Annotated in this window: 31 protein-coding genes; 1 reads left to right on the plus strand and 30 read right to left on the minus strand. The window is 31.0% G+C overall.

Annotated elements, in window-relative coordinates; translation table 11 throughout:
- Window positions 1-90: 90 nt before the first annotated feature.
- From NE544_RS08705 to NE544_RS08800, 20 genes are all read right to left on the minus strand, one after another.
- Window positions 91-489 (minus strand): AEC family transporter, encoded by a 399-nt coding sequence (locus tag NE544_RS08705; RefSeq protein ID WP_256269059.1) that lies wholly within the window; start codon window positions 487-489, stop codon window positions 91-93.
- Window positions 490-533: 44 nt separating this feature from the next.
- Window positions 534-1,004, minus strand: a complete 471-nt coding sequence (locus NE544_RS08710) for an AEC family transporter (protein ID WP_256269060.1) — start codon at window positions 1,002-1,004, stop codon at window positions 534-536.
- Window positions 1,005-1,409: a PTS sugar transporter subunit IIA gene (locus NE544_RS08715; RefSeq protein WP_256269061.1), complete on the minus strand. Its 405-nt coding sequence runs from the start codon at window positions 1,407-1,409 to the stop codon at window positions 1,005-1,007.
- Entirely contained in the window at window positions 1,397-2,638 is a 1,242-nt protein-coding gene (locus tag NE544_RS08720) for a neutral/alkaline non-lysosomal ceramidase N-terminal domain-containing protein (protein ID WP_256269062.1), read from the minus strand. The genes NE544_RS08715 and NE544_RS08720 overlap by 13 nt, the downstream gene beginning before the upstream one ends.
- Entirely contained in the window at window positions 2,638-3,441 is an 804-nt protein-coding gene (locus NE544_RS08725; protein WP_256269063.1) for a PTS system mannose/fructose/sorbose family transporter subunit IID, read from the minus strand. The genes NE544_RS08720 and NE544_RS08725 overlap by 1 nt, the downstream gene beginning before the upstream one ends.
- Window positions 3,431-4,213: a PTS sugar transporter subunit IIC gene (locus tag NE544_RS08730; protein ID WP_256269064.1), complete on the minus strand. Its 783-nt coding sequence runs from the start codon at window positions 4,211-4,213 to the stop codon at window positions 3,431-3,433. The genes NE544_RS08725 and NE544_RS08730 overlap by 11 nt, the downstream gene beginning before the upstream one ends.
- A gap of 22 nt (window positions 4,214-4,235) precedes the next feature.
- A complete protein-coding gene (locus NE544_RS08735) occupies window positions 4,236-4,709 on the minus strand; it encodes a PTS sugar transporter subunit IIB (RefSeq protein ID WP_256269065.1) in 474 nt (157 codons plus the stop codon).
- Between the two features lie 15 nt (window positions 4,710-4,724).
- Entirely contained in the window at window positions 4,725-6,119 is a 1,395-nt protein-coding gene (locus tag NE544_RS08740) for a PRD domain-containing protein (protein WP_256269066.1), read from the minus strand.
- A 160-nt stretch (window positions 6,120-6,279) separates the two neighbouring features.
- A complete protein-coding gene (locus NE544_RS08745) occupies window positions 6,280-7,374 on the minus strand; it encodes a sigma 54-interacting transcriptional regulator (RefSeq protein WP_256269067.1) in 1,095 nt (364 codons plus the stop codon).
- Window positions 7,375-7,640: 266 nt separating this feature from the next.
- A complete protein-coding gene (locus NE544_RS08750) occupies window positions 7,641-8,300 on the minus strand; it encodes a YitT family protein (protein WP_256269068.1) in 660 nt (219 codons plus the stop codon).
- Between the two features lie 49 nt (window positions 8,301-8,349).
- Entirely contained in the window at window positions 8,350-9,135 is a 786-nt protein-coding gene (locus tag NE544_RS08755) for a Nif3-like dinuclear metal center hexameric protein (protein WP_256269069.1), read from the minus strand.
- A 9-nt stretch (window positions 9,136-9,144) separates the two neighbouring features.
- Window positions 9,145-10,110 (minus strand): MBL fold metallo-hydrolase, encoded by a 966-nt coding sequence (locus NE544_RS08760; protein WP_256269070.1) that lies wholly within the window; start codon window positions 10,108-10,110, stop codon window positions 9,145-9,147.
- A gap of 151 nt (window positions 10,111-10,261) precedes the next feature.
- Window positions 10,262-10,990 carry a tyrosine-protein phosphatase gene (locus NE544_RS08765; RefSeq protein ID WP_256269071.1) on the minus strand — a complete coding sequence of 243 codons (729 nt, stop codon included), beginning with the start codon at window positions 10,988-10,990 and terminating at the stop codon, window positions 10,262-10,264.
- 1 nt (window position 10,991) lies between these two features.
- Complete coding sequence (locus tag NE544_RS08770) at window positions 10,992-11,852, minus strand: Nif3-like dinuclear metal center hexameric protein (protein WP_256269072.1); 861 nt, start codon at window positions 11,850-11,852, stop codon at window positions 10,992-10,994.
- Between the two features lie 12 nt (window positions 11,853-11,864).
- A complete protein-coding gene (locus NE544_RS08775) occupies window positions 11,865-12,698 on the minus strand; it encodes a Cof-type HAD-IIB family hydrolase (protein WP_256269073.1) in 834 nt (277 codons plus the stop codon).
- Window positions 12,691-13,098 (minus strand): PTS sugar transporter subunit IIA, encoded by a 408-nt coding sequence (locus NE544_RS08780; RefSeq protein ID WP_256269074.1) that lies wholly within the window; start codon window positions 13,096-13,098, stop codon window positions 12,691-12,693. The genes NE544_RS08775 and NE544_RS08780 overlap by 8 nt, the downstream gene beginning before the upstream one ends.
- 11 nt (window positions 13,099-13,109) lie before the next feature.
- Window positions 13,110-14,348: a hypothetical protein gene (locus NE544_RS08785; protein WP_256269075.1), complete on the minus strand. Its 1,239-nt coding sequence runs from the start codon at window positions 14,346-14,348 to the stop codon at window positions 13,110-13,112.
- A 61-nt stretch (window positions 14,349-14,409) separates the two neighbouring features.
- Window positions 14,410-15,213 carry a PTS system mannose/fructose/sorbose family transporter subunit IID gene (locus NE544_RS08790; RefSeq protein WP_256269076.1) on the minus strand — a complete coding sequence of 268 codons (804 nt, stop codon included), beginning with the start codon at window positions 15,211-15,213 and terminating at the stop codon, window positions 14,410-14,412.
- Window position 15,214: 1 nt separating this feature from the next.
- Window positions 15,215-16,018: a PTS sugar transporter subunit IIC gene (locus tag NE544_RS08795; protein ID WP_256269077.1), complete on the minus strand. Its 804-nt coding sequence runs from the start codon at window positions 16,016-16,018 to the stop codon at window positions 15,215-15,217.
- A 32-nt stretch (window positions 16,019-16,050) separates the two neighbouring features.
- The gene (locus NE544_RS08800; protein ID WP_118115655.1) at window positions 16,051-16,539 is read right to left on the minus strand and encodes a PTS sugar transporter subunit IIB; all 489 of its coding nucleotides are present in this window, start codon (window positions 16,537-16,539) and stop codon (window positions 16,051-16,053) included.
- A gap of 222 nt (window positions 16,540-16,761) precedes the next feature.
- On the opposite strand from NE544_RS08800, the gene NE544_RS08805 reads away from it, so the two are divergent.
- On the plus strand, window positions 16,762-17,541 hold the full coding sequence (locus NE544_RS08805; protein ID WP_227993772.1) for a MurR/RpiR family transcriptional regulator: 780 nt from the start codon (window positions 16,762-16,764) through the stop codon (window positions 17,539-17,541).
- Between the two features lie 44 nt (window positions 17,542-17,585).
- Here NE544_RS08805 and NE544_RS08810 read toward each other — a convergent pair whose 3' ends face one another.
- The 10 genes from NE544_RS08810 to NE544_RS08855 all read right to left on the minus strand — a co-directional run bounded on the left by NE544_RS08810 (window position 17,586) and on the right by NE544_RS08855 (window position 23,719).
- Entirely contained in the window at window positions 17,586-17,786 is a 201-nt protein-coding gene (locus NE544_RS08810; protein WP_256269078.1) for a hypothetical protein, read from the minus strand.
- Between the two features lie 11 nt (window positions 17,787-17,797).
- Complete coding sequence (locus NE544_RS08815) at window positions 17,798-17,986, minus strand: hypothetical protein (protein WP_227993776.1); 189 nt, start codon at window positions 17,984-17,986, stop codon at window positions 17,798-17,800.
- A gap of 85 nt (window positions 17,987-18,071) precedes the next feature.
- Window positions 18,072-18,713 (minus strand): MgtC/SapB family protein, encoded by a 642-nt coding sequence (locus tag NE544_RS08820; protein ID WP_256269079.1) that lies wholly within the window; start codon window positions 18,711-18,713, stop codon window positions 18,072-18,074.
- A 241-nt stretch (window positions 18,714-18,954) separates the two neighbouring features.
- Window positions 18,955-19,281, minus strand: a complete 327-nt coding sequence (locus tag NE544_RS08825) for a hypothetical protein (RefSeq protein WP_256269080.1) — start codon at window positions 19,279-19,281, stop codon at window positions 18,955-18,957.
- Window positions 19,278-19,634: a YbaN family protein gene (locus tag NE544_RS08830; protein ID WP_256269081.1), complete on the minus strand. Its 357-nt coding sequence runs from the start codon at window positions 19,632-19,634 to the stop codon at window positions 19,278-19,280. Before NE544_RS08830 ends, NE544_RS08825 begins: the two co-directional genes overlap by 4 nt.
- A gap of 650 nt (window positions 19,635-20,284) precedes the next feature.
- A complete protein-coding gene (locus NE544_RS08835; RefSeq protein ID WP_256269082.1) occupies window positions 20,285-20,452 on the minus strand; it encodes a hypothetical protein in 168 nt (55 codons plus the stop codon).
- Between the two features lie 147 nt (window positions 20,453-20,599).
- Window positions 20,600-21,538: a RhuM family protein gene (gene rhuM / locus NE544_RS08840; RefSeq protein ID WP_256269083.1), complete on the minus strand. Its 939-nt coding sequence runs from the start codon at window positions 21,536-21,538 to the stop codon at window positions 20,600-20,602.
- Between the two features lie 537 nt (window positions 21,539-22,075).
- Entirely contained in the window at window positions 22,076-22,717 is a 642-nt protein-coding gene (locus NE544_RS08845; protein WP_256269084.1) for a helix-turn-helix domain-containing protein, read from the minus strand.
- Complete coding sequence (locus tag NE544_RS08850; protein ID WP_118115447.1) at window positions 22,680-23,372, minus strand: DUF3990 domain-containing protein; 693 nt, start codon at window positions 23,370-23,372, stop codon at window positions 22,680-22,682. The genes NE544_RS08845 and NE544_RS08850 overlap by 38 nt, the downstream gene beginning before the upstream one ends.
- 77 nt (window positions 23,373-23,449) lie before the next feature.
- Window positions 23,450-23,719: a hypothetical protein gene (locus tag NE544_RS08855; RefSeq protein WP_256269085.1), complete on the minus strand. Its 270-nt coding sequence runs from the start codon at window positions 23,717-23,719 to the stop codon at window positions 23,450-23,452.
- Window positions 23,720-24,046 lie beyond the last annotated feature (327 nt).

The following is a 24,046-nucleotide window of genomic DNA, read 5'->3' on the forward strand; positions in this document are numbered from 1 at the left end:
TAACGTAGTCTAAAGAGGGGTTAAAAGTAATTGTATAAATCATAATGATCTCCTTAATAGAAAACAAAGCCTACTATAAATGCAGGCTTTTCAAAGAATTGTTTGTGCGACTAATATAAACAATGGCATTATAACGATTGACAAAATCGTTGATAACATCACTATTTCAACAGCATATGTATAACTTTGTTTGAACTTTTGTGCAAACATCGCAACATTAGATCCTACAGGTGCTGATAATACTATCAATAAAGCTAACTTAATAGATGTAGTTCCAATAGGAACTAATTTAAAAATCAACAAACTGATAAGTGGAATAATCACCAAACGTATTATACTACATATATATGTTTTTCTTTTACAAAAAATATTTTTAATAGATACTTCTGTTAAATATACTCCGATGATAATCATTGCTAATGGTGAATTCATAGCAGCAATAGACTGAGCTACGTTCTTTAAATATGGAATATTATTCAATTCAAGCATATATAGTAAAAAGCTTAAACAGAACGATATTAGAACTGCATTTGTCAAAATATTATGAATTGATATATTTTTTTATCTCCACTCATAATATATGCACCATAAATCCATTGAAATATATTTAAAAACGCAACATAACATGCTATATAAAAAACCATTTCACTACCCAGAGTAGCTTGAACAAGTGGAATTCCAATAAAGCCAGCATTACTAAATGCAGCTGAAAAATTTTCTATTCTATGTTTTGTTCCATAAAACATGTATGAAAACCCCATAGATAAAATAAAAGATATTAAACTCAATAACATTGCACATAGTAATCCAATGGTTTTTTCATTTGTTTTTTCAACTAAGAATGAGTTTAATATCACAAACGGAATTACCACCAATAATAATAAGTTTACTAATTCCTTACATCCATCCATCGTAATAAGCTTTTTCTTTGCAAGCACATAACCAACCAGCAAAAAGCAAAGCATTATTATTAACTGGTTTAATAATAAAAGTGATAAATTCATCTATTCATCTTCATCTAAATCATTGCTGTTACATACCAATTGAATTTGTGTTTTAGAACTTTCGATGATTTCTGTCAATTTTTCATTTGATAATTTTGTTTCTTGTGGTAATAACAAAATTTCTAAGGCCAATGGTAAATTAAATCCTGCAATTAAAAATACATGATCATTTCTGTATGGAATAAATTGCTGATTCACACTACCTGAAAGCATATCTGTTAAAATAACAACTTCATCTTCTTCTGAAAAAGTACTTAATAAATTTTGAATTTTTTTACCCAAATCTTCATTATCAGTATATGCACTAATCTCAAATATTTCATAACTATTGTTAGTTATAAAATCAAGTGTACACTTTGTACCAAATGCCATTTTTTCATGTGATGCTAATACTAATCTTCGCATATAAAATTCCCCAATTCTTCAATAATTTGTTCTGTTTGGCCTTTAGGAATCAATGTCGCAGTTGATTCATAACATTTGCCAAATTGTTCTTTTTCAATAAAATACCCATGATGATCATTACAACATGTAATGATTATTGTATATGGTTTCTTTGATTTAGACTTCAGCTGTTTACCAAATGTAGACGTTAATTCCCCAGGAAATGTAATAATTTCTAATGTTGGAAAATCAATAACCTTACATTCAATATCTTTACTAACTATATCAATTTTCAATTTACTTTCGTATTTATCTTTTGATGAAGTCAATAATTTCACTTTAGTTTTATCATCCGTTCCATCCAATTCATTCTGAATACGATTTAATTCCTCACGATAATAATCATAATTCACTTTATTATCATATTCTAAATGATATTTAAATGTTTTTACATCAACCCTATCCAATATGATTTCATCATATTGTTTATTCTTAATTAAAATATCAGCAATACCCTTAGAAACACGGTTTAATTCATCAAAATCGTCACCTTGTCTAAAATGTCTATTACTAATATCTGCGCTTGTTCCAATACATACATAAGGTCTTGTGCCATATTCCTTATATAGATTTTCCCTAATCGTTCCAATTAAATCATAAGATATTTCCATATTAAATGGACCTAGAACAGTAGAATGAACATTTAAATTCACAAATGATGCAACAAGCTGATTTTGATCATTTAGAAATTGTAATGTATATGCTTCATCATCAAAATATAGATTTGCATCGTTTCGATTATCATAGAACCCTTTTACATTCACTTTTCCTATAACGCTTCTAACTTCTTGTACATTCCCAAATAAATCTTTCAAACCAAATACAATTCTATCTACTACACTATTTCTAAACTCTTCATTATTTTCATATTCTTTACCCATTGCATCTACACTAAATCCACTAGGTCCAGAGTGAGTATGAATTGCATTTACATAGATTGAATCATAGTCTATATCATATTGATTTTGGATACGCTCTTTTAAATCTCTTAGGCGCTCTTTTGTTACACTTAATACATCCATGGAAATAAACAATAGTTTTTTATCTTGTATTTCCATATATAACGCAATAGCGTAAATTGGTGCGTGCGCTACGCTTGTTCTTTGCGTATTTCTTACATCATTGATATATCCACACAACTTAACTTCGTTGTGTGGAGTAATATCAATTGACACTGTTGAAACTTTCATTATGCTAAAATTCCAAATGCGGCACAAATCCAAGAGAATACAATAACAATCAAAATTAACCAAGTTAATTTCACTTTCTTACCTAATAATTTATATGCAACGAAAGTAAATAATGCTGGAATCAATGCAGGCATAATCGTATCTAAAATTGTTTGCAATTCCTGAGATACTTCTCCCATTGTAAATTTTAATGGTGTTGTTACCTTAACCAATGATGGAATCAAAGCACCTACAACTGTTAATCCCATAACAGAAATTGCATTTGTAAATACAGACAATTGTTTACCAAATTCATTAACAATTTTTAATCCACCTTGATAACCCCAAGTAACGGCTTTAATACGTACAAATGCAATAGCAATACCATAAACACACCATGCTAACATACCTATAGGACTACCTTCTTGTGCCATGTAAGCTGAAATCGAGCCTAAAATAGTTGGAATTAATATAAAGAAGATACTATCTCCAATACCTGACAAAGGACCCATTAAACTAACTTTTAAATCCTGAACTGTATCTTTTGCATTCAAACCCTCGTTATCTTCCAACGCTAATGTTGCACCCCAAATCAAGTTTGACAACCATGGTTGACAGTTGAAATATTTAAAATGGTTATCTAATGCCTCTAAGAATTCCTCATTATCTTTATAAATTTTTCTTAGTGCTGGTAACATTGCAAAGGCTGCAGATCCAGCAAGTTGAGTTTCGTAGTTGAATGTTTCAACTGACATGAACCATCTTCTACCTACACGATTCAAATCTTTATTTGTTAAAACACCTTTATTTTGATTATTCGTCATCGTATTGTTCCCCCTGTCCAACTGCACCAGCAGCTCCTAAAACTAATGATTTATTTTCATCTTTATATAATTTAAATGCTAATGCTGCACCAACAATTGCAACACCTAATACTGGAACATTTAAATACGCAGAGAATACAAATCCAATTAATAAATATTCAATATTTTGTTTAACAGGCATGTAACGTAACAATACTGCAAAACCAACAACTGGTAAGATTTTTCCTGCTAATGATAAACCGCTTGTGAACCAAACTGGCATAGCATTAATAATTGTTGTAACTAGTACATCTCCAAATGCAACAGCTAAGAATGTAGGTAATCCAGTTGTTAAACCTGTAACAACAATACACAAAATATACATTAAATTAAACGAGCTCCATTTTTGTTCTTTAGCATATTGTTGTGCTTTACGAATAAATACACCATGAATAATGTTACCCAACACATCTAATTGAACAGCTAACATAGCAACTGGTAATCCAACAGCAATACCTGCTTCTACACCTTTTCCTGTACTAACAGCAATTGCAATCGCAATAATTGCACCAATCTGATAATCAGGTACTGATGTACCACCGATAGCAGCAACTCCTAATGACATCAACTGGAATGTTGCACCAATTGTTAAACCTGTTGTAACATCACCCATAACTAAGCCAGCTAACACTCCCCAAAATACAGTATTATAAAGAAAAATCTGTGGTCCTTTTTGATCAATCTTTTTCAACGTTGCAATTAGAGTGATCAAAATAATCTGAAGTACATTCATATTAATCTCCTTTTTCGTTAATTTATCCTAAAAATTTTTCAATAGGTGTAATCTTATCACTAGGAACATACTGAATCTGTACAGTTGCACCTAAGTCTTTTAACTTTTTGTAATCCTCTAAATCTTTTTCTGAGGCCATGGCACGACTCGATAACTCAATACCATTTTCAATTTTTACAGTTCCTCCAATATTTACCTTTGAAATAGTTTCAAAGTTGAATACTTTTAAAAGAGTAGAGGGACTTTTAGTTACAATAAACACTTTTTGTCCATCATATTTATGATTTTCAAAATTCTTTAACGCTGTTTCTTCATTAATGATTGACAAATTGACTCCACTTGGTCTACCGAATTTCATCATTTCCTTTTTTTGTGGATCATTAGCCACATCATCATCAATTACCATCAATCGATTACATCCTGTTTCAGGTGACCATTGAGTGGCTACAACTCCATGTAATAATCTATTATCAATTCTTGCTAATACTACTGACATTTTTTTAATCTCCTTTTATTCATCAACATATGTATTTTTATCTTCAACATTCAACATATTTATATAATCATATATATATCCAATTTCACTTGTAGGTATCTCAATACTGTAGTGACTCTGCAATTCATCAAATGAATTTAAAACATTTTCAATGAAATCACTTTGTTCTTTTTCGAACTCAATTAAATTTGGATAACTCTTAATTGGTTCATGCTTCACCATTCTTTCAACAAAACAGCAAACATGAACATATAAACCAATCAAAATTCTTGGACGAATCAAACGTTGTTGTTCTCTCTCCAATTTATGTATTGATTTTTCAACAATATTTAATAAAGGTTTTGGATTCAGAATTGTTACTGACTCTATAACATTCGTTAAAGAGAAATTTTTAATTAAGTCATCCGTAAAACGTTTTATCTCTTCTTCGCTCATATATAAGCCAAATATATCTTCAATCTTGTTAATTGAACTTAAATCAATGATTTCACTTAAGCTTATAAATTGAACACCATCAAGTTTAGGATCCATTGTTCCAGCTACAAATAACACATCATAATTGTTAATCAAATCTTCTTGTATATCCTCTTGTAAAATATGGTAGTAATCATACGATAACAGTTGAATTGGAATTGTTTTTGGAATACTATCTGTAAACAATTTCTTTATTTTTTCTGCTATACTCATACCACTTTCACTTGTGAATACAATTGCTTTTTCTTTAGCCTTTTTAGGAAAATAATCATAATGACATACAATTTCTTGACTTACTTTTGACAGAATTTCTTCTGTATCCATCTTTTGTAATATACACTGCCCCACTTCTAGAGCCATTGCTGTTGTTGTGTTGTTCAAAATTCCAATATTTACATCATTGAATTTTTTTATACGATTACCAATCTGTTCTAATGACCCCATATCTACTAGTACAATCAAGTCATCTAAATATCGTTTTTCGTCTAAATAAGATTGTATTTTATAAACAATCTCATCGATTTGAACATCCAATGGCATATCAAATGCAGTAAAGACTTGTTCTCCTAACAAGGTATTCGCAGCGCTAGCAATACTACTTGCTGTCGAATATCCATGACAAATCAATATTCCGGTTGAGTATTCATTTTGAACATTTAAATTGTCATATTTTAAATTCAATATAGAAATCATCTTTACCAAAGCATTAAAATCAACTGAGTATGTTTTCTCCAATAATAATCCTGCTTCATCTACGATTGAATATGCTAATTCTTCAGCTCTTCGCAACATTTCTAATATTTGTTCAATATAATCTTGATTCTCTTTTAAAAACTCATTAAATATCTTCGATTCAATTGACTGACAATACAGAGAATATGTTAACAACTGTTGAGCATTTGATGACAACGAAACTCTATATCTAGATAATGTCATCTCAGCCACATTTTTTATCATCGCTGAGTATTGATTAATTGTATTTTCAAACTTTGGAAGTTTAAACATAATGTAATCATTAAACTTTTCAACAGACGAATATAAACTACGACTATCTCCAGAATGAAGATAATACTCTTGTGCATTTTGAAGAACACTTTCAAAACAAATCTATAGTTATTTTATGATAAATTGAATTATAATCTTTCAATTCACAACTCTTTTCTTTATCATAAAAATAAACATTTGTTTTTAATTCCGTTGGAATGCATGATAAATCCAATACAATCTTGTCTTTCTTCTTTTCGTATGATGTTGCAAAAGACTTGATTACAATATTTCGTAAATTTTCTATGCTATTATCAAATTCTTTTGCTATCATCACTTCCATATAATAATCCGTAATCCAAATTGGTTCTTTAACTTTCTTTGCCTGTTCTTCCACAAAATGAATTATAAACAACTCTTTTTCATGAATTGTTCTCTCTTTTAAAGACGGTATAGAAATCATTGACAAAAGGCGAGATCTTAGTGATGGACTCAACTGCTTTTCATCCCAATTTTGATTTAAAAACATCCAACGAATTTTTGGCTTAATATCCATGTACTCAACTAGTTTATTCTGAATTTCAAACGATGTATTCTGTATATCTTCAAAAACAACAAAACCTGTTTTATCATCATTCAATATCCCGGATTCACTAAACAATTCTTGAAAAATCATGTCATCATTTTTTATTCCACATTGAATAAGTGAATACGAACTATTCGTCTCTAATAATGACTGACTTTTACAATACGTATACACACATTGACTTATAAACTTTCTACCAGATCCCGATTTACCGATTAAAACTATAGGTAAACCATTATCTGGGTAATGCAATGCTTTTTTAATATTTACTAAACTATTACGTAGACTGTAATCACTTCCTATCACGTTAGTAAAAGTAGAAACACCCGTATGTAACATTTTATAAATATCATCTATCGAATCATACTCGTCACGAAGTTTTGTGTTTTTCGTATTCTTTTGAATTGTTTTTCTATGAAAATACAATACTGGTCTCTCATTTACCTTAATAAGCTCTTTTTCTTTAAACAATTCATTTAAATAGTGAGACGCTAAACTACGACTTATAATAAATTTCTCACAAATATAATTCGCTGTATAAACATTTAAATTACGTTCCTGAAGGTTTCCGGTTTCCTCCACCAGATAATCGAATATCATCTGTTTTGTTTTAGTATACATACGACTTAATTCCTCCTCATAAGAATTCCTAGGTAACTTATGCAAATCTATAATAGTAAAATAATATCTAAAAAACTTAATTTTTCAAAAAATTAACCGCTTTCAGTACTTTTTTGTCACTTTTTTTATTCTTTTGACACTCTTTTCACACATATTTTAAAAATAATTAATTCTATATATATGATATTATCACTTACTTCGTAAAGTTCCTTTATTTTTAAACAGTAAAACATAATAAGGAGTTATAACGATATAAGATTATTTTGCTATAACTCCTTTTCTTCTTGAACCAATTCAATGATTTGTGATTCAAACATATGATGGAATAAGGCAATTACCCTACCTACTCCTAACACTGCAATTACTGTGCCAATTCCTATTCCTAGTATTGTATGTGCAAATATAAAACTGATACATAAAGTGATACAAACACTTAAACAATCAAACATGTTTTTTGTAAGACCCACACTTTTATTAAACTTTCCCGCCAACGCTTGCACAATTCCATCTCCTGGATTTGGGACAAGCTGCATACTTAATGACATGGCAGCACCAATTCCTGTACATATAATGGCTAAAACTAAAATTAACAGTTGAACTAAAAAATTACTTGATGTAGGAATACAAGCTGAAAAAATATTTAGAAGCCTTGTAAACACTAAACTTAATGGCAACTGAAGTAGATCAGCTACTATTTTCTTTTTGTTCTTCTTACTTAAATGAATCATAATTTCCACAAATACGAACAATGCATATTCAATAAATGTTAAATCGCCAAAATTCAATCCTGTTATCTGCGATATACTATATGGCACTGAAATTATGGGAGATACCCCAAGACTCGCCTTTGTGTTTAGTGTTAATCCTAAAGCTAAAATAAACAATCCAACAATGTACACAATAATGCGCTTTGTTTTATTATTCAAAATCATCTTCCTTCCCTTAAAAAACTAGGCAAATTGCCTAGTTTTGTCCTTATTTAAAATATGAAATTTTATACCCCTCTTCCAAATACTCTACATCAAGATTCGGAAGTTTATCATTAAAATAATTTACCATGTTTTTTAAACCACCAATTTCACAACCAGCATGATTTACTACAATCATAGGCAAATCATGATCAATCGCATATTGAGCATCTTTGTAGTTTGTGATTCCATCATCCGCCACAATAACTACGTCTGGATTGAACTCTAACATTTCAAAGATATCCGTTCCAGCACCAGTACCAATAGCTAAATGAGATACTTCTTTATTTACATTCCCAAAAACATAAACTCCCTCTTCACCATCTTCTTTTAATACATTAGCCACATGCGTTGCTAATTCTGAAACAGTTTGTTTAGGAATATTTGCAGATTGATAATATGAGTTAATCACTCTATCCCTAAAATCAAAACTAAGCTTTTTAGCCCATACATCACTCACACCATAATTTGGAATAGAATCCCAAACATCATGACAACGATATACACAAATATTACCCTTACTTAATAAGTCTTTCTTATGTTCAATAGACTCAACCAATTTAGTTTCCAAATGCGTACCCGTAGTATAGAAAATATTCTCATGAGAAACAATAAAGTTAATTCCCTTTTCCAATGCCTGTTCAATCACTTTATTAGTAGCCACCCAACAAACACCAATCTTCTTTACTTCTTGATCATCATCACCAAATAAAACACGATCTCTAGTACAACGATTCCAACGTACCCAAGTACCCTCTTCTTTTAAAATTTCAATTACATCTTTAATCTTCATAATTAAACCCTACTCAGAAATCACGGCTTCTGCAGTATATTTTAAATCACTACCCATTTGATAAATATTACGAGCATACATTTCTGTACCATAAAAATCTACAATTGAATCATACCAATCCGGATGTTCAATAATACGATTTGCCGCATTCATAATATATTGAAGTGTTTTTGGATGTAAATCAACCGTTCCATGACCAGGGAAAAGTCCTGAGACTTCTTCAATTCTTGGCATAAAATCTTGAATTGCATCTCTTAATGAATTGATTGTAGAAAATTGCGGATATTCTTCACTATCACCAAATGCACTAGTAACATCACCAATAAATAAACATCCTGATTTGTGATCTAAATAACCAGATTGTCCTGTCGTATGACCAGGTAAATGAATCAATTCAACAACATGTCCTTTCCCTAAATCAAATAAATGATGATTTTCTACCCCAATAACTTCATAAGGCGTAAAGGGTGGCAAATCATTTTTATCAAACCATGTATAACAAGGCTCCCCATTTTCATCTAAAATCCAATCCAATGTATCTTCAGGTTTTTGGTGTTCTTTAATCGTTTTTTGATCCGCATAATGACAATACACCTTATCAAAATGACTATTACCTGAAACATGATCCACATGAGAATGCGTATTACATACAATGACTTCTTTATCCCCGATTAATTTATGAATTAAACCTTTTAAATCACCCAAACCATAAGCAGTATCAATCAACAAAGCTTTTTCTGGACCTTCAATTAAATAACACCACATTTCAGCAGAGTGAATGCCATCATAAAAAATACCATATACATTTTCTCTGAATTTATACACCTCCGTATATGGATTTATTTCTGGATAGAACTGCTTTAAAGTACTATATTCACGCAACACTTTTAAAAATGACCATTTTGCTGGTTTTTCTTTTTCAGGATTTATTATTTTTGTTTTTAAATCTGATTTTATATATCTAAGATTTTCCATATTCAACCTCCTGTTTTTTTAGATTATATATTCTGTTTAAGTACCCTTATGACGTCCTATATTATATTTTTACATCAATCAAGTTAACATAATAAATAATATATTAACCAAAAATGCTATGGCTAGAAAACCTAAAAATGCCTATGAATTATCAATCATTACTTACATATTTCTTAAACAATAAATCACGATTCAATTTATATTCCGAATCAAAGTATTCTTCTAATGAATCATACTTTTGTAATATGGCTTCAAATGAAGATTTCAATAATTCAGTATGAACCGAACATACATACACCAAAGTATCTTTTACTGGTTGTGGATAATCAGACTGTAGTAATTTGGGCATTAAATGATTTTTAACCGATTCATTACTCTTTAAATAATCATCAAATATTGTTTGTTTGTCACAACCAAATAAAGATAAAACTAACGCTGCAAATATACCCGTACGATCTTTTCCTCCACCACAATGAAATAAAATGCCATCATCAGTTGTTTCCATTAATGAAAACATGTTTTGGTAAGCCGTATTTGAGAAAGGAATAACTTTATATCCATTGACAATAAAAGAAGATAAACCAATTATTTCCTCCTCAGAAGATTGTTTTGTCACAAGTCTAGGAAAGTAAAAATCATTGATTCCTGTTTCTGGCATTAAACAACACCAATTATGACGCGTAAATCTTGGATCACATACATAGTTATCTTCTTCTCTTTCTGAGTCCGAACGAAAATCAATTATTGTACGAACACCAAGATCATATAACTCATCCCAATCTTCCTTTTGAAAATCAGTTGGAGCTTCTGAACGAAATAATTTCTTTTCTCTTATTTTTGGATATACATCATGTAAATCTCTAAAATTAGTAAATTTCATATTACTTCACAATATATTTATAGTTGTCACCACTCTGTTTAAACCAAGCAGGAACATGACACTGAGCAGCTTCATCCAAATACGTTAACATATATTCCATTCCTGGCTCTTCCAAGTTAAAGTGACCCATACCAAGTGCAACACGATTCTTATCTAAGCAGCCACTATCACGAATATATTCTGCATAAGTAAAATCAATCAATTCCATAGTTAATAAACAGTCAATATCACTCTTATCTGTATTCACAATTTGTTCTTTAGCATCCCCAAATACATGGAATAATACAGCAGCCTTTTTAATTTTAGCTTGATCATTTCCAATTAATTTAATACCATTCAAATTACAAATATCAACCAATTGCTTAGCCAAATCTGTAGCTTCAATTGCATGATCAAATTCATAAGCAGTAGAACATTCAAGCGTATCATCTATTGAATTTACAGTATTCTTGATCATCTTATCCCAATTCATTTTCTTAGCTAAGCCAAGGAAAATTCCATCGATATAAGATCCATTATATGGAATTCCAGAATGAATATAATCATGATTTCTCCAAACAACAATTCCATGATTATCCAACAATTGCTTCTTTTCTAGATACACTTCATTTTTTGATTCTTCAAGCCAATCTGTATGATCACCATGATTCCAAAACAAAGCTTCATGACAAATAATAAAATTAGCTCCTTTTTCAATCGCAAAACGAATTACATCCACACTTGCCCAACAAGTCGTTACAACACCAGTACATTCTTGATTGGCATCCCCATAAAGAATTTGATCTCTTGTAGTTGCCTCATCAATCGTTCCATATCCTTTATGATATTTTTTAATATTTTCAATCATCTGACTAATTTTCATAAATCTCTCCTTCTATAAAAGATACTCTTCTAAGAAATGAGCAGCACCATCATGATCATTGTCTTCACAAATAATGTTGGCAACTTCTTTGGCTTGAACAACTGCATTTTTCATTGCTACTCCTACACCAGCCCATTTCAACATTTCTACATCATTTCCATTATCTCCAATGGCTAATACATTTGATGAGTCAACATTTAAATGTGTGCATAGTTTTTCTAAAGAATCTTTTTTACTTGCTAATTTTTCCGTGATTTCCAATCCAATATTTCCAACTTCAAAAACATTTACTTCTGGAAAACTTCGTTCTATACTCTGTTTTGCAATGTCTAAATCACATTGGCTTTTAAAACGAATACCTATTTTCAAAACATTTCTTTGGTCTTTTAATATATAATCATATAAATCAACTATATCTAAATCTTTGTAATCTGTTTTAAAATCTCTTTTTAAATTATTCTCATAAAACTCTTTATTTAAACATCCAAACACATGTGTGCTACATTCATCATTACGATGAATGTATACAAAAGTATCTTCACGAGTATATTTATCAGCAATTTTTGCTGCCACTTTATAAGGAATTAAAAATTCAAATAATCTTTTATTTTTTAAACCATCTGTCACAACAGCTCCATTAGCAGAAATAACATATCGTATATTTTTCACTTTCAATATGTTTTCTCGTAGTTTATAAAAACCACGACCTGTAGTTGGAACAACAACATATTTATTGGCTAGAAGCTGAATTATATTTCGTGTATAGTCTGTGATTTCACTATTTGAGTTCATGGAAGTTCCGTCGATGTCTAAAGCAATTAATTGGATATTTTTTAATTTATTCATCATCTTCATCTAAACTAGTGTTAGCAAGAATGTCATTAACTAAAACGATATCATTCTTTGATTCCTCAATCATCATATGTAAAGAATCTGTAGTAACCTCTTGCGCCAACATTAGCTGTAAAATTAAAGAAAGATTTGTTCCGGAAATCACAAAAGTATTAGGACGTGAAATATAGTTTGCGATTGTTTGATTCGCACTTCCTCCTTTTAAATCTGAACAAATTACTACTTGTTCATCCTTCCAATCTTCCAAATATTTTTCTACATCCTCAACTAAACCCTTAACACCTGTTTCTAAATCAACGTTTGCATTATAGATTTCACTTGCTCCAAAGAATTTTTTTGCAGTATCACAAAATCCCTTTGCAATATCTCCATGACTAACTACTAATATTTTCATCTAATTTCCTCCTAATTACTTTCTTTAATAAACTGTATAATTTCTTCTGTTATTCTTTCTGTTGTTCCTTTTGGAATATCGCTCGAAGCTGTTTCAAAAGAGGCCCCATAATCTTCAATATTTCCCAGATACCCAACAGTATAATTACAATATCCCCAAAGAATCGGACATTTACAATTCATTGCTTTTTTAATTGAAATTCCAAATCTTGAAAATAATTCAGCTGGTATTACAAAATAACGCAGATCACCTAAATCAACATATGCACATTGCAAATCCAAATCAAATGGATTACAGGCAAGACCTTTTTTTGCCATTGCTAAAGCCGACGTAAATGTCTTTTTTTCATCATATGTTTTTGCGTTTTCTACTTTAGATTTGATTTCATCATATTGTTTTTGTTTATTTTCTAATTTTGGTTGATAAACTTCATGAAATCTATATAGATTAACTTTAGGCTTTGTAATATTCAATTTCTTTACTGTTCTGTTTTCATAGAATACCTGACTCATCATTTCATTACCAACACGATTTAATTCATTTAAATCATTTCCTTGGCGATAATGACGATTGCTCATATCACCAGCAGCACCAATTGCAATAACAGGATAAACACCCCATTGCTTTTCACATGCTCTAGCTACATAGCCAGCTAAATCTGAACTAACCTTTAAATTCTGGGGACCTAATACTGTTGAATGACAAGTGAAATTACATAATCCAGCAACAACTTTTTCTTCATTTTTAAATTCCACAGTTGTCACTGTTTTATCACATGGTTTTTCCATACCATTACGATTGCAATAACATCCATCAATAGTTACCGTATCATAATAAGCTTCTACTTCTATAAAGTGTTGTTCAAAACATGTATCAACCGCTTTTAAGATTTGCTTTTTCACAAAATCCATATAGCCAGGAACTTCTCCTGGACCACCAAAGTAATTTACTTTCCTATATTCTGGAGCCGAATGTGTATGAACAAAATCAATATTAATTAAATTTATATCAACCCCATATTTATCTTGTATTTGATTACGAATTCCATCTGTATAAACTTTATCTAATCCAATTAGTTCAACGCTTACCCATACTAATTTAGTCCCATCTATATCCAATACCAAAGCTGTAGCCCATAATGGATTTATTATGCCATTTGATAACTCTGTACGAATGGCATGCCCACTTAAATAACAAGGTAAGAACTCCTTAGTAGGTGTAATTTCACTTCTATATGTACTCACTTTCATAATTACATTCCCCCATATTTAAAAAATATAGGCACCGAACGAATCAGTGCCTAGTAGATTATTAACCTAAGAATCCAATTGCTCCTAATACAATTGCGACAATGATTACAATCCAAATTAATGAACTTGATTTTACTTTCTTCAATCCTAAAGCCCAATATAAGATAGCAACTGTTACAACATTACCAAAGCAAGGAATAATTGTATTTAACAAATCATTTAAATTTTGTTTCAAATCTCCTACTTGCCATGAGAAAGCAAATTTTACATTTACAGTTGTAGCAACCATTGCACCTAACACTATAATTCCTAAAATAGAACATACTTCAGTTAAATTTCTTAATGAATCCGCTTTAGCTGTAATGAAAGAAACACCAGTTCTATAAACAGGAATTGCTAATTTCCAGAATACAAACCACAATGCAATGTTTGCCGCCATAGCAATAAACATACCAACAAGGCTACCTTGTTGTGCTTGATAACCTGCAATTGCACCTAATACAGTTGGTAATAATACCCAAACAATTGCATCACCTAAGCCAGCTAATGGCCCCATTAAAGATGTACGAACATCTAAAGCTGTCAAAGTAGCTCCATCTTCACGAGTTGATTCAATAGCTAGTGTTGCCATCAAAATTAATTGTCCAAACCAAGGATGGCAGTTGAAGAATTTGAAATAATCTTTATTTTTTTCTGCGATTTCATCATCAGAATATAATTCTTGCATTGCAGGAAGCATAGACCAAACCCATGGACCAGACTGCATTGTTTCATAGTTGAAGCATGTTTGACGAGACATTACATAGCGTAACAATACTTTTCTTAGTACTTTATTATCTAATACCTTTGGTTCTCTATTTGCCATTTTATTCATCCTCCATATCTACAGCAGTCATTATTGCATCTTGTGCAACTGGATTACTTCTTTGTGCTTCTTTACTTTGGAAAATAAATGCACATGCAACTACAGCTAACATAGCAATTGCTAATACGCTCATATTCAAATATGCTGATAATACAAATCCAAATAAGATAAAGTATCCATATTTTTTCATAGGAAGTTGTCTTAATAAAATTGCAAATCCTAATGCAGGAAGCATTCCACTAGCAACATTTAATCCACTATTTAACCATGCAGGGATTGCATTGATTACTGATTGTACATAAGTAGATCCAACTGTTGTAAACAATAGAATTGGAAGTACCCATAATCCAATAAATGGAATTTGACTTGCCCACATCCAGCGTCCCATTGATTTCCAGTTTTTCTTTTCTGAGCATTCTCTCATTTTATTAATAAAGAATGAACCACTAGTTTTACCTAAAACATCTAATTGTGCTCCCAATGCAGCTACTGGAACACCAATAGTCATTGCTGTTGTAACAGCTTCCTGACCTGTGATTCCCATTGCAATCGCAAATGCAGCACCAGCTATACATCCAACTGGATATTCAGGAACACTAGATCCACCAGCGCCAAACAAGCCTAAACTCATTAAGCACATAGCACCTCCAACAAGCATACCTGTTTGCACATCACCCATAATCAAACCTGTCAAAACTCCCATAGTAACTACAGATGCATAATAGAACATTTGTAGATTATATTTTTGCCAAGTCCAAACACCAACTAACACACACAATAAAATTACTTGAATCGGTGTAAACATATTTTCTTTTCTCTCTTTCTTTCCCTTTTTTATTAATCCAATAGTTTTGAAACATCAGCTTCTGAATCAGATGGAGTGAATTGAGCTGTAATTTTTACTCCTGCATCTCGCATCTCTTTAAGCATTTCTTTTTCTTTTGGATTTACACGAACTGTTTTTGCTAATACAGTTGTTTCTCCAGTATTTTGAGTTACATCCCCTAGATTCAAATGAGGAATTTCAACTCCTGCCTTAAATAATTCATAAGCTGCTTCTACTGTTTTAAATACACAGAATACTCTCTGATTAGCATATTTATTATTTCCAATATTTGTCACGGCTTTTGTGTGATCAATTACAGATAATGCAACTCCTGCTGGAGTAGCCATCTTCATTGATGAACGCATAATATCATTTGTGCTCGCTTCATCATCAATAACCATTGCACGTGTTGCTTTTAAATTTGGAACCCATTGTGTAGCTACAATTCCATGAATCATACGGTCATCAACACGGAAACCAATAAATCCTAAAGCTTTCATAATTTGATTTTTCCTCCTAGTAGTTAACTCATTCCAGAGTTTTAATATTACAATCGATTGTCATTTTGTAAACGGTTTCTGCTTACACGTATGTTATATCACAATTGAATAGATCATTCAACATTTTTTGAATGATTTTTTTATTTTTTATTGAATGGACTATTCAGCGCATTCTGATATATAATAAATATAGAATATAAATACATTTAAGGAGATACTATAATGAATGATAATTTTTGGAATAATATTGAGACAAAGAAAAAAAATTTTACATCAAAAGAACTTGAAGTTTGTGAATTATTAGAGGAAGATCCATTTTCCTTTGCTGCTTCAACTGCTACAGAAATTTCAAAACGATACGGAGTATCACAAGCTGCTGTTAGTCGATTCTGTCAAAAATTAGGATTTACTGGTTATTCTGATTTTAGAATGAATTTAATGTTAGCAACTCAAACATCAAAAAAACATACAATTGATTCAACCCCAGATTATGCAAAAAGTTTAGCAGATATTATTATACAGTTAAGTCAAAAATTAGATGATAGTTTATTAGAGGACTTGGCAAAACGTGTTTTAAATTCACGCAACAGTTACACATCTGGCTATGGTGCTAGTGATACAGCAGCGAGCTTATTAGCTTTCCGTTCAATGCTAGGCGGTATACATTTTTATCATATTCACACTTCAAAAGAAACTGAAATGTTGCATATTATGAACAATCAAGACACTATATTTCTATTTTCTTCAAACAACCCCTCACACATAGACTTTATTACAACAATCGAAGAACTACCTAAAGAAAATAGGCCATATATCATATTGGTAACCAGCACAGCAAAGCACCCCTTTGCAAAAAAAGTAGATCAAGTTGTCTTAATTCCATACCTAATGCAGTTCGATACAATCAATCCTTTAACTGCACCACAAACTATTCAAATTGTTTTTTCTCTATTTTTAATTCAAAAAATATATAATGAAAAAAGTAAACTTGAATCTAAATAAACAAACTAAACAGAGGTTGTAACAACATAGCTACAACCTCTTTATTATTCCTTCATGCCTATCTCTTTTTCAAACTCATCAATAATCTTCTTAATTTCAACCAACTCATGATTGAAATCATCAAATTCATCCACTAAGACCCTTACTTCTTCAGAATCTAGTACAATATCGCTACAAGTATTATCAGCCTGTTTTAATTTTTGAAATACTTCGTCCAACAATTCATAATCCTTATCACTCAACATGATCCATACCTCTAATTCAACAAACCTGGCTTATCCTCATCATCAAACATATCACGCAACATATCCATAATATCCTCTTGATTCTTTAATATAATCTTTATCTCTGCACTGTTTAGTCTTACACTACTACCCGTAACCTTAGCACTTCTAAGTTTATTATAAACCTTCTCTAAGAAATCAAAATCCTCATCTGTCATCATAATAATACATCTCCATCCTATAGTTTGTTTATTACACGAAAATGATACATAAATGAAAAAGGGAACAATATTGTCCCTTTATTAATTAAAGAATAGATATTTTTGTTACTGTATCAATTGACATCAAATCCTGATACAATTCATTTTTATGGTCAATCCACCTATTATTTGTATCAAAAGTCATTAAATCTAGATTCCTATCAATTTTTATTTCATTGACCTCTATACCATACTTCTCAAATATTTTGTATATTTCATCTTTGTCAGAAACAATATTAGTCTGAATCAATACATTAGGATGATCAATTTGATTGAAGAAAGGATAATGAAATATCTTTTGAAGAACGACTAGAAATAATGTCGCAAAAACGCCAATAAAAATCAATCCAGCACCAATACACGCAGCTATGCCAGAAGTAGTCCACATTCCAGCTGCTGTGGTAAGCCCTTGAATCAAATCATCTTTCACAAAGATTACGCCAGCACCAAGAAATCCAATTCCACTAACAATTTGTGCTGCCACTCTAGCTCCATCCGCCGTCGACACATCAAAAAAAGCATATTTAGAAATAATCATAAACATTGAAGATCCTAGTGCAATAATCGCATGTGTTCGAATGCCGGCCGATTTATTTCGACTCGTCCTTTCATATCCAATGGCACAACCACATAAAGTAGCCAACACGATACGAAATATCCAATTTAAATATACTTGTTCTGAATACAAAATATCATCTCCAAACTCAACTGCAATACATTTGTTTTAGTTTACTTATTTTCTCTTCAGTCAGAACATACTCCTACCCCAAAAATTTGTCAATTCAAATCGAAAACATCCTAGAATTATAATACCATCCTAAATCATTCAATCTTTTACGACAGAGTTCTTATTCCTTCATTCCTATCTTTTTTCAAACTCATCCGTCATCATATTTGCCATTACTTTGAATATAATAAAAGCCGTCACATTATGCAACGGCAATTCCTCTATGAAATTTATATATATGAATAGCTAATAAGATTATTAATACAATCGACACTGTTCTATGAAGAATTAATATTATTGGATGTTCAACCATAATCAATCCTAGTATTCCTAAAACAAAGGATAATATAGTTAATACAATAATAAGAATATACTTCAAATCCAATCTCTTTCTATATAGAAAAACATGAATCAAAGCCAATACTAAGAATAATGTAGAAGCTAATTTATGAACTATGATTCCTGTAATTGGAACCATAATAGTCAAAACAAAGCTAATAGCTAATAAATAATTCAAAACCCTTCTCATACTGTCTTTACTCCAAATGTAAAATAAACCATATGAAAAATCCAAACAATCAATAAAACAATATTACCAACTACAATGCCCTTCAATCCCATCATGATAAATCCAATACTCATTAATAAAGTTACTGAACACATAATACGAATCTTTGCTCGTTTCGTCATACCACTCTTAATATTATTCTCTTCATACAACTTCGTATTCTTAAACCAACCATCCAATCTCTCACTAGATCTTGCAAAACAAAAAGCTGCAAGCAACACAAAAGGAATCGTCGGAAGAATCGGTAATATGACACCAATAATTCCTAACCCTAATGATATACATCCAATCATGATATATAGAATCTTTCTCATTATGCCTCCATAGTTAGATTCGTCTAACTCATATTCCATAAAAGAAGTCATCCCTTTGTTAGAGATGACTAACCAATGATTATTCTACTGAATTTAAACCTTGTTGTCAACACAATCAGTTTACACATGTGCTCCTCTATCTAGTTTATTCCGCTACGAGTTGGATGAACGAATGTCTTTTACTTTTTCTATAATAGTGTATTCCGTTACACTATCAATCAACAAATTTGCATAAACATTCCTTTATCGGTATAATACAGATGCAGAAAGACTACTGGATACAGTAGTTGCTCTGAAATCATTCTAATGCTAAGGCACTAGTCAATTCCTTTGCGATTGGGCGGACTAGTGTCTTTTGCATTTTTCTATAATCATTAACGTAAGTCGTAGTATTTCTACTAGTGCCATTAAACACGTGGCAACGTCAATATAAAGATAAATATACATATGACAACCTCCTACAATAAACGGAATCGAGCCGAGAACGCAAGCTAAATTACTTTTAATTTCAGAGGTACCACCCTACTGTACACAGTAGCCAATTTCAATTATAAAACTTCAATGTGAAAACATTATTAAGTCGCATACATTTCTAAAAAAAATTTTATAAACATTAAACAAGTCACCCGGTTATCAGGTGACTTGTTATATTAAATATCACTTTTCTGTAATTTTCTTAATTTTATCTGCGATATGCTTAGCATCCAACTCATAGTATCCAATAAATTCTTAGGATTACCACTTCTGCCAAACACATTTTGCATACCTAACATATATTGTCTGCATACGATTCCTTCAGGTGCAAATACTTCACTCACTGCACTTCCAACCCCTCCATCTCTTGTCAGAAATGTCTAACTGATGATAGTTTTCCGAATTTAAGACTTGTTGTCAATATTGAACAACCCTCTTTTTAAATCACAACACCATATCAAAAGATACTAATTTACACGAAATAATGTCTTTTAAAATTCACATTTCAAAAAATTCATGACAAGTTTGACCATCGTTTCCTTTTCTTCTGGTCTAGACTCTGCAATCATTAATGTAATTGCGACTAAAGCACTGTCTGAAATAATCTGTTTTCCATCGATAATCAGATGTTTATTCTTATTTAGAAATTCTAAGAATATGGATGCACCAATACGTTTGCAACCATCCACAAACGGATGATCCTTAATTAAAAAGTAAAGTAAGTTTGCAGCTTTTTCTTCAATGCTTGGATACAATTCAGTTCCAAAAACATTTTGATATACCGCTGCAATTATTCCATTTAATTTACCCAGTTCTTTTTCAACACCAAATACATCTGAATAGTTTCCATACTTCATAGAATCAATCATTTCACGACATTCTTCATAGGTTAACTGATAAACAGAAGCAATGCCATCCGGTTTAGGGATAGTTCCATGATCATAATCATCTAGAAGAGTTAATGCATTCGAATAGGCTTCAATCACATTCAACACTTCTTTTTCTTCAATGCTTAAAGCAGAAGCAAGCATTCTAGATTGAATCGCGATTGTTTTATTTAAAACATCTAAACGTTTTTGATTCACTGCATAACCTTTAATCATGTAATCTTTTAAAATGGAAGTTGCCCATTTACGAAAGATAATGCCGTGTTTTGATTTTACTCTATAGCCAACGGAAATAATTACATCTAAAGAATAAAACGGAACAGATTGTTTAACTCCAACAACACGCATTTTTTGCGTGTTGTTCTCTTTTTCAACTTCATGATCTTTAAACGTGTTATTAATATGCTTACGAATTGTTTTTTCATCACGATCAAACAATAATGCCATTTGATTTGCAGTTAACCACACAGTATCTTTATCTGGAGTTACCGTAACGTCTAATTCTAAATTTCCATTATTAAACTTAATTATTTCATTGTTCATATATACTCCAATCTTTTTTATTCCAATGACCTTTATAATTAATTTCTTCCTTAATTAACAAAATCTAATCAAAAGAACTACCACTATACTGTTTGCATAATCCCCTATTTAAAGCTATAATACGAGCAGAGAAAAGCTACTGGAAATGCAGTGGCTGCTCTGAAATAAAGTTAATGCTGAAGCACTAATCTTTTTCCATTGCTAGTGGTGATTAGTGCTTTTTGCATTTTTCTATAATAATTAATGTTACTTTTAGTATTTCTACTATGGCAAACAAGCACATAGCAACATCAATATGTAGATATATATACATAAGCTTTCCTCCTGTAAAAAAATAAAAGGATCTACTTACCTAGAATTCAAGATTCAAGGCTTCAAAACTCCTTAACAAGAGGCAACCACCAACCACATCCAGTAGCCAATTCCAATTATAAAGGTCCAATGTGAAAACATTATTAATTCCAGTAAATTTGTTGTTTTTATTTCAAATCAAAAAGAAAAGAGTAGAATGAATCATCTCATTCTACCCCCTATATTTCATTTTTCAATCAAATCTTCTATCTTACAACCAAATACTTTAGAAATACAATACAACTTATCTACACTCGCCTTATTAATATCTTTATTTCTTTGTTCATACAACTGAATTGAACGAAGACTTACACCAGAAAGATTCGATAATTCTTGTTGAGTATAACCATAAGTAGTTCGAATACGCTTTAAGTTTGTTTCCACATAATACTCTTTCATTTTAGAATCCACAATATCTACAAACTTAGAAATATCCGCCTCATGAAGTGTATAATACATTCTTTTCAAATCTTCAAAACTTAAAACATTAAATATCTCTTTAAAACTTCTGTCTGAATACCATTGGTAATAGGCAACAGCCCAACCAATCCAATACTCACATGAACGACTATAGTTTACTTCAGATTCAATATTCAACTCTTTTTGCATGGTCTCAAACACAATTTCATGTACAAGCTCGATGCCACTTTTACCCGCCACACAGGCAGGCTCCCCATTTTCAATACGTTTACTAAATGAACTTACAACAAACATCTTCACAAAATCATCACCTGAAATATGACAAGTATTGATGGCATAATCAAAGGCATCTCCTAACATTGTTTGTGCATTATTTACATATATTTCTTGGTATGCGTGGATCATCATTTGTAATGCCCCCTCTTATAATATCTTGAATAAACAGTCCATCCATTTCTTGATCAAGCATTTTCAAATAATATTGGTTCGCTTCATCATTTCTTGCTTTACGTAAATCATAATATTGATTTTTATCAGCAACCTCATACCCTTCAAACTTTAAATTTAAAAACGCAAACTGCGACTTAATGACAATCTGTTCTCCTAATTTGCCCAATCTCATAGCTTGTGCGAGTTGCTCAACTGAAATTGTATTATTCAAGAAACTTTCTGCATAATCAAAATAAGAATCATCCGCACGATAGCCTATAATTAAGTCATATGCGTTCACATTGATACTAAAATAATCAATCAAATATTGTTTTGCTCGTCTAGCCACAGGCGTTTTAATTGAAAAAAGACGATGCTCTACCAATATCGCAATCCAATTTAAAATCGTATAATCCGAACTATTTAAATTCAAAATTTTCAAATACTCTGTATCTAAAGTATACTTATTAGAATAACCATCATTTAAAGATGATACTGCCCATTCTTTTGCCAAATCATTACTTTCTGTACAATAAAATCCCAACCCAAAATCATTATTCTTTTTACCAGCACCAAATATTGGATTCTCTATTATTTTTTCAGATCCATGGTACAAAATTATTTTATTATCCATTAACATTTATCTCCTTCAAACCAATTATATCACTGTAGTGATAGTAAGAAAACAATGAAAACAAATTACAACACTCATTATTTTGTGAATTCTTCTAATTCAAAATCATCAATCTCTCTTTTTATATTTCTAGAGCCTTCTTTTTGAACTGTCGCAAATTTTGCGACAGTTGAAGAATCAAGTTCTTCTTTTAATGCATTATTGATGTGCTTACTGATTGTTTTAACATCTCTGTCAAATAAGGATGCTAATTGATTTCGATTTAACCATACAGTTTCTTCATTTGGCGAAACCGTTACATTAATTTGTAAATCACCATTTACAAACTTAATTATTTCATTGTTCATATGTACTCCAATCTTTTTATTCCAATGACCTTTATAAGTAATTTCTTCCTTAATTAACAAACCCTAATCAAAAGAACTACCTCATTTGCATAGTCCCCTATTTAAAGCTATAATACAAGCAGAGAAAAGCTACTGGAAAAGCAGTGGCTGCTCTGAAATCAAATTAATGCTGAAGCACTAATCTTTTTCCATTGCTAGTGGTGATTAGTGCTTTTTGCATTTTTCTATAATAATTAATGTTACTTTTAGTATTTCTACTATGGCAAACAAGCACATAGCAACATCAATATGTAGATATATATACATAAGCTTTCCTCCTGTAAAAAA

It is taken from the genome of Holdemanella sp. MSK.7.32 (assembly GCF_024460475.1).
Lineage (GTDB): Bacteria > Bacillota_I > Bacilli_A > Erysipelotrichales > Erysipelotrichaceae > Holdemanella.